At 64.2% G+C, this 6,405-nt stretch carries 6 protein-coding genes; 3 read left to right on the forward strand and 3 right to left on the reverse strand.

Going from position 1 to position 6,405, the window contains the following annotated elements; genetic code table 11:
- A partial coding sequence (locus PHP91_RS13910) for a R3H domain-containing nucleic acid-binding protein (RefSeq protein ID WP_300141867.1) occupies nucleotides 1-953 on the forward strand: 953 nt, incomplete at its 5' end.
- 74 nt (nucleotides 954-1,027) lie between these two features.
- Here the strand turns inward: PHP91_RS13910 and PHP91_RS13915 are convergent.
- The 3 genes from PHP91_RS13915 to PHP91_RS13925 all read right to left on the reverse strand — a co-directional run bounded on the left by PHP91_RS13915 (nucleotide 1,028) and on the right by PHP91_RS13925 (nucleotide 2,910).
- Nucleotides 1,028-1,681 (reverse strand): cyclic nucleotide-binding domain-containing protein, encoded by a 654-nt coding sequence (locus PHP91_RS13915; protein WP_300141870.1) that lies wholly within the window; start codon nucleotides 1,679-1,681, stop codon nucleotides 1,028-1,030.
- A 75-nt stretch (nucleotides 1,682-1,756) separates the two neighbouring features.
- Complete coding sequence (locus tag PHP91_RS13920) at nucleotides 1,757-2,056, reverse strand: MTH1187 family thiamine-binding protein (protein WP_300141873.1); 300 nt, start codon at nucleotides 2,054-2,056, stop codon at nucleotides 1,757-1,759.
- Nucleotides 2,057-2,142: 86 nt separating this feature from the next.
- The gene (locus PHP91_RS13925; protein ID WP_300141876.1) at nucleotides 2,143-2,910 is read right to left on the reverse strand and encodes a YkgJ family cysteine cluster protein; all 768 of its coding nucleotides are present in this window, start codon (nucleotides 2,908-2,910) and stop codon (nucleotides 2,143-2,145) included.
- A gap of 360 nt (nucleotides 2,911-3,270) precedes the next feature.
- Between PHP91_RS13925 and PHP91_RS13930 the strand changes: the two genes are divergently transcribed.
- Nucleotides 3,271-4,257 (forward strand): hydrogenase small subunit, encoded by a 987-nt coding sequence (locus PHP91_RS13930; protein WP_300141879.1) that lies wholly within the window; start codon nucleotides 3,271-3,273, stop codon nucleotides 4,255-4,257.
- Between the two features lie 54 nt (nucleotides 4,258-4,311).
- Entirely contained in the window at nucleotides 4,312-6,027 is a 1,716-nt protein-coding gene (locus PHP91_RS13935) for a nickel-dependent hydrogenase large subunit (protein WP_300141882.1), read from the forward strand.
- Nucleotides 6,028-6,405: the final 378 nt, after the last annotated feature.

Consider the following 6,405-nt stretch of genomic DNA (forward strand, 5'->3'; position numbering starts at 1 on the left):
AGCCCGCTCCCGAAGCGTCCGAGGCCGCTCCCGAAGCGCCCGAGGCCGCTCCCGCCAAAGTCCCGGCCCCCGTCGAAGCGCCCAAGGCCGCTCCCGTGGCCGCGTCCGTCTACGAGGACGACCATGACGACGGTCCCGCGCCCGGCAACGCCATCGAGCCCGAGGAATACGACGACATCAACGGCAACGTGGTCGAGCCCGAGTACGACCCGGCCAACGACGTCAACGGCAACGTCTTCCGCGACGAACCGCAGCCCCGCGAACGCAAGGGCGGCCGCGAGCGCAAGCCCCGGCCCGAGCGCAAGCCCCGGGAGGCCCGCGAACCTCGCGAGTCCCGCGAGTCCCGGCCCAAGAGCGAGAAGCCGCGTCGCGAGCGCAAGCCGCCCCGACCCGAGCGCAAGCCGCGCCCGGAGGTCGAGGAGGATTTCGGCGACGAGCAGCGTCCGACCGTGGACATGTCCGAGTTCGACCCCGCCGTGCTGGAAGCGGCCGTGCGCGAGGTCATGAGCCAGCTCCTCACCCCCATCGTTGGCGAGGCCAAGGTCGAGGTGACCATCGAGTCCGACCGGGTCAAGGTCTTCATCGACGACGAGGAGAACAGCGGGCTTATCATCGGCCGCGAGGGCCAGACCCTTTCCTCACTGCAATACCTGGTCAATCGCCTGGTCTCCCGCAAGATGGAGGCCTCGGTGCGCATCCAGGTCGATACCGGCGACTACCGCGAACGCCAGGACGACAAGCTTCGCCAGATCGCCCTGCACCTGGCGGGCAAGGCTGCGGACCTGGGCCGCACCCAGTCCACCAAGCCGCTCTCGTCCTACCACCGCCGCGTGGTCCATCTCGCCCTGCAGGAGAACGAGGAGGTCTTCACCCGCTCCAAGGGTGAAGGCCCCATGAAGCGCGTCCTCATCGTGCCCAAGAGCCGCAAGAACGGCGGCCGTCAGCGCTACTAGCGCAGCCTGTTCGACAATGAGAAAGGCCGGGAGAGCGATCTCCCGGCCTTTTTGCATCCTTTCGGCGCGGGCGGCTATTCCTGCTTGTTTTTCATGACCTCGTGCAGGAGGTTGCGCTCGCGGATGCGGATGACGCGGCAGTCGTGCTCGTCGCGGCCCACGGCCAGGAGCTGCTGGTCGGCCAGGCCGTGGATGTACTGCTCGATGCGGTCCGTGGTGGTGACAAAGGTGTCGGCCAGGGCCTTGACCGTGGTGTCGTAGCGCAGCACAGTGGTGTTGTTGGAGGCGAAGAGGTCGAGCATCCGGACCACGCCCATGCCCACGCTCGGGACCTTCAGGGCCTTCTTGGTGGTGGATTTGAGGCGGCTGACCAGCACGGTGATGATGGAGGCGATGACCTTGGGCGAGGCGCGCATGAACTCGTCCAGGTCGTCCTTGGTCACCTCGATGACCTTGGAGTCCTCCAGGGCGATGGCCGTGGCGGTCCGCATGTTGTCGTCCAGGAACAGGGCCATCTCGCCGAAGATGGAGATGGGCTTGAGCACGGCGAAGACCTTCTTGTGGCCCTCGATGTTGCCGGATATCTCCACCTTGCCCTCGGTCAGGATGTAGGCCGCGTCGCCCCTCGCTCCCTCGTTGAAGACCACGTTGTGCCTGAGCACGTTTCGCATCAGGTAGTTCCCCTGGGAAACCTTCTTCAACTTGATCTGCTGCTGGACGATGGACACGGCTGCTCCTGCGTTGCGGGCCTCTTACTCATTTTATCTATTACCTGAATCCGCCTCGGGTTCAAGTATATTGCGTCAGTCCGCGTGGCTGCGGACGCTGGCCACCTTGCCCGCCAGTCCGCCGGTGCGGCCCTTGCGGGAATCCGCCTTGATGGTCACGTAGATGCGGTCGCAGTCCGACTCAAGGGCGTGATAGCACTGGCCGATCACATGCATGACCTCGTCCCATTCGCCCTCGATGGCCGTTCCCATGGGGCCGAGCCGGTAGTTCAGGCCTGAGTCCTTGAGGATGGCCTCGGTGCGGGCCACGTAGCGGCCCAGGCCGGAACCGCCCTTGTCCAGGGGAAAGAGGGAGAGGTCGACGATGACGCTCATGGCGCGGCTCCTTGGTATGTCGTTGGGGCGCAGGGCCCTGGTGAAAGTATACGAGGGCGGGAGGGGAAATGCAACGCGCCCGGCGGTCAGACGCGGCGGACAAAGCTGGCGGCCATCAGGTCGAGGAAGCGGGCGAACATGCGGTCCCCGGGCAGGGGCGCGGGCTCGGGCCTGAGGGACGGCGCGGCGGAGAGGGAGAGCAGGAGCGGCAGGACGCGGGTCCGGGTGATGCCGACGCCGGAGAAGGCGGCCAGGGTGCTGGCCGGGTCGGCGGCGTGGAGCACGATCTCGTGGCTCTGTTCCGCTCCGTAGAGCGCGGCGCAGCGGGCCGGTGCCGAGGTGACCATGTAGGCGCGGCAGGCCAGCGGCCGATGGGGATGGATGGAGCAGGCGTTCGCTTCCAGGAAGGGGCAGGGGATGCGCAGGTTCCAGTAGGCGCGCTGGAGGCCCGCCAGGACGCGTGGCTCCAGGGTGTGCCGCCGGAACCCCCGCTCCAGGGCGGCCAGGAGGCCGGCGTCGTTGAGCCGCTCCACGCCCCGTGCGAAGCGGCGGACCACGCGGTGTCGACGGGGCGGCTCCATGGAGCGGATCACGGCCGCCAGATGCAGGGCCTCCCAGGCGCTTACCGGGACCAGTTGGTTGCAGCAGGCCGGGCAGCCGGGCCCGCAGGAAACGGTCCGGCCCATGCGTCCGAGGGCGGCGGCGGACCGGGTGTGGATCGCGTCGGCCAGGGCGAAGACGGCGGGCAGGATGTCGAGCGGCGAACGGGCCATGGCGGGCAGTTCGCAGTCCAGCCGAAGGGGCGATTCCCCGTCGAAATCCAGGATGAAGGTGCGGCGTGGGTTGCTGGTCATGGTGCTGTTTCGCGGTATTGGTCCCGGCTCCGGGATTGGGGCGGAATTGATGCCTATCTCCCTTTCAAGGCACATCTTTCCCGGTTACTTGAAATGCATGTAGCGTGCCGAACGTGTGAAACATTTTTTTAAGTTGCCTATTGATTTTGTTTGTAATGCAGGTTACGACCACGTTAATTAGTTTTTCCGGGGGGTTATAGCACGAACTCGGAAAAAGGATGCCAGAAGTGTCACGTAAATAAAGATCGTGATACCTGAGGTTGGTTAGGTTCGAGTTCGGGCTTGTGCCCGGCGGTTATGAGCGGGAATAACGCTATTCTCTTCATCATAACAGACTCATTCTTATTACGGAGGTGTTCTATGAAATTTTCCGTAGGTCATGGCAGGGACGGAGCCGTGGAACGGCTGGAAAAACGCGGCGTCACGCGTCGTGATTTCATGAAGTTCTGCGGGACCGTGGCCGCAGTGATGGGCATGGGACCGGCTTTCGCCCCGAAAGTCGCGGAAGCCCTCACGGCAGACAACAGGCCCGACGTGGTCTGGCTGCACAATGCTGAATGTACCGGTTGTTCCGAGTCCATCCTGAGGACCGTCGAACCCTACATCGACGCCCTCATCCTGGATTACATCTCCCTGAACTACCATGAAACCATCATGGCCGCCGCGGGTCACGCCGCCGAGAAGGCCCTGTGGGATACGGTGGAGAAGGGCAAGTACGTCGCGGTCATCGAGGGTGGCGTTCCCACCGCTCCGGCCGGCGACGCCATGGAAGCGGGCGCCTACGGCAAGGTCGGCGGCCACACCATGCTGGAAAATACCCTGAAAGTGGTGAACGGCGCCAGCGCCACCATCACCTATGGCACCTGCGCCGCCTACGGCGGTGTCCAGAAGGCCCAGCCGAACCCGACCCAGGCCAAGGGGCTGAACGAGCTCTTCCCGGGCAAGCCGATCATCAACATCCCCGGCTGCCCGCCGAACCCGTACAACCTGGTCTCCTCCATCGTCTACTTCCTGAGCAAGGGCGTGCCCGAGCTCGACTCTGCCGGTCGTCCGGTCCTCTTCTTCGGGGAATCCGTCCATGACAACTGCCCCCGTCAGGAGTTCTTCAACAACGACCAGTTCGCTCCTTCCTTCGGTTCCGAAGAAGCTCGCAAGGGCTGGTGTCTGCGCAAACTGGGTTGCCGCGGTCCGGAGACCTACAACAACTGCCCGACCGTGAAGTTCAACCAGTACAACTGGCCCGTCCAGGCCGGCCACCCCTGCATCGGCTGCTCGCAGCCCGACTTCTGGGACGGCGCCGACTGGAACGGAACCACCGCCTTCTACGCCGACCTCACCGACCTGTAGTCGCTGGGTCCAAGTGGCAGACACTAACAGTACTCATTCCTAGGAGGATATAATATGTCCGGTTGCGCTAAATCCGGTCCCGCGATGGCGAAGGGGAAACATGAGGTTATTGTTGACCCGGTAACCAGAATCGAGGGTCACCTTCGCATCGAAGCCGTCGTTGAAAACGGCAAGATCATCGATGTCCGCTCCAGCTCCCAGCTGTTCCGCGGCCTGGAAATCATCCTGAAGGGCCGCGACCCCCGGGATGCCCAGCACTTCACCCAGCGCTCCTGCGGCGTCTGCACCTACGTGCACGCCCTGGCCTCCATCCGCGCGGTCGACAACGCCGTCGGCGTGGACAAGGTCCTGCCCCACAACGCCACCATCATCCGTAACCTGGTGATGGCCGCCCAGTTCATGCATGACCACATCGTGCACTTCTATCACCTGCACGCTCTGGACTTCGTGGACGTCGCCGGCTGCCTCCAGGCCGATGTCAAGAAGACCGCCGAAATCGCCGCCGCCGTCGCCAAGACCGTGCGCCCGAATCCGAAGATCGTCTCCTCCGAGGCCGACCTTCAGAAGACCAAGGACACCGTCGCCGGCATCGTGAAGTCCGGCCGCCTCGGCATCTTCACCAACGCCTACTTCCTCGGCGGTCACCCGGCCTACGTGCTGCCCCCCGAGGTCAACCTGCTGGCCACCAACCACTACCTGAACGCCCTGCACCTGCAGGTCAAAGCCGCCCGCGCCATGGCCATCTGGGGCGCCAAGAACCCGCACACCCAGTTCACCGTCATGGGCGGCGTCACCTGCTACGAAGGCCTCACCGACAAGTACATCAACGACTTCCTGGCCCTGTACGCCGACATCAAGGACTTCATCCTTGACTGCTACATCCCGGACCTGATCGCCGTTGCCGGTTACTACAAGGATTGGGCCAAGATCGGCGGCACCACCAACTTCCTGTCCTTCGGCGAATACCCCGCCCAGGGCGGCGAGGCGGACCTCAACTCCCGCTACGTCAAGCCCGGCGTCATCTTCGACCGCAAGTTCACGGACGTCAAAGCCTTCGATCCCACCAAGATCGAGGAGCACGTCAAGCACTCCTGGTACAAGGACGACACCCCGAAGCATCCCTACAACGGCGTGACCGATCCCAAGTACACCAGCCTTGACGACAAGACCAAGTACTCCTGGATGAAGGCCCCCCGTTACGAGGGTCGTTCCACCGAGGTCGGCCCCCTGGCCACCTGCCTGGTGAACTACACCCAGAACGCGGACTTCAAGACCTACGTCGACTTCGTCCTGAAGGCCCTGGGCGTAGGACCCGAGGCCCTGTTCTCCACCCTCGGCCGTACCGGCGCCCGCGGCATTGAATGCCTGGTCACCTGCCTCAAGACCGAGGAATGGGTCAACGACCTCAAGGAAAACGTCGCCAAGGGCGACCTCGACATCTGCAAGGATTGGGACATGCCCGCCGAGGCGCAGGGCGTCGGCTTCGTCAACGCTCCTCGCGGCGGCCTGAGCCACTGGATCAACATCAAGGACAGCAAGATCGCCAACTTCCAGCTCGTGGTGCCCTCCACCTGGAACCTCGGCCCCCGCTGTGACAAGGACATCCCCGGTCCCACCGAGGAAGCCCTGCTGGACAACACCCCGATCGCCGATCCGGAACGCCCGGTCGAGATCCTGCGGACCGTCCACTCCTACGACCCCTGCATCGCCTGCGGCGTGCACGTCATCGACAACAAGACCGGCAACGTCAAAAAGTTCCGCGTGCTGTAAGCGCGGAGCCGTTCGCAAAAAAAATGAGGCCCGGGGGAAGACCCCCGGGCCTCTTTTTTTTGCTTTGGCTCCGCGGCGGTCGGCTTGGGATAGCGGGCCGTCTGCACATTTTTCGAGGGGGGATTTGATCCTCACGTAGGCGCACTACGCTGCGGTCAAATCCCCCCTCGAAAAATGCACATCCGCCCCACTCTTCCAAGCCTCGGCTGGGCAGGGGAGGGCCGTTGTGCGGGGGATGCGAAGGGCGCTGCGCTGCTTCGCGTTGTGCGCGGACGGGGGATATGGGTGGGGATATGGGTGAGGGAATATTGGCGGGAATGTGGGCGGGGAGATGGGCGGGCGAATGTGGGCGGGGGAATGTGGGCGGGGGGAGGGGCG

Source organism: Pseudodesulfovibrio sp. (assembly GCF_028692895.1).
Taxonomy (GTDB): Bacteria; Desulfobacterota; Desulfovibrionia; order Desulfovibrionales; family Desulfovibrionaceae; genus Pseudodesulfovibrio.

Bases quoted from the DNA above. Each gene is read 5' to 3' on its own strand.
- PHP91_RS13920 (WP_300141873.1), bottom strand. From the start codon at position 2,056: ATGAGCGTCATCGTCGACCTCTCCCTCTTTCCCCTGGACAAGGGCGGT.
- PHP91_RS13925 (WP_300141876.1), bottom strand. From the start codon at position 2,910: ATGACCAGCAACCCACGCCGCACCTTCATCCTGGATTTCGACGGGGAA.
- PHP91_RS13930 (WP_300141879.1), top strand. From the start codon at position 3,271: ATGAAATTTTCCGTAGGTCATGGCAGGGACGGAGCCGTGGAACGGCTG.
- PHP91_RS13935 (WP_300141882.1), top strand. From the start codon at position 4,312: ATGTCCGGTTGCGCTAAATCCGGTCCCGCGATGGCGAAGGGGAAACAT.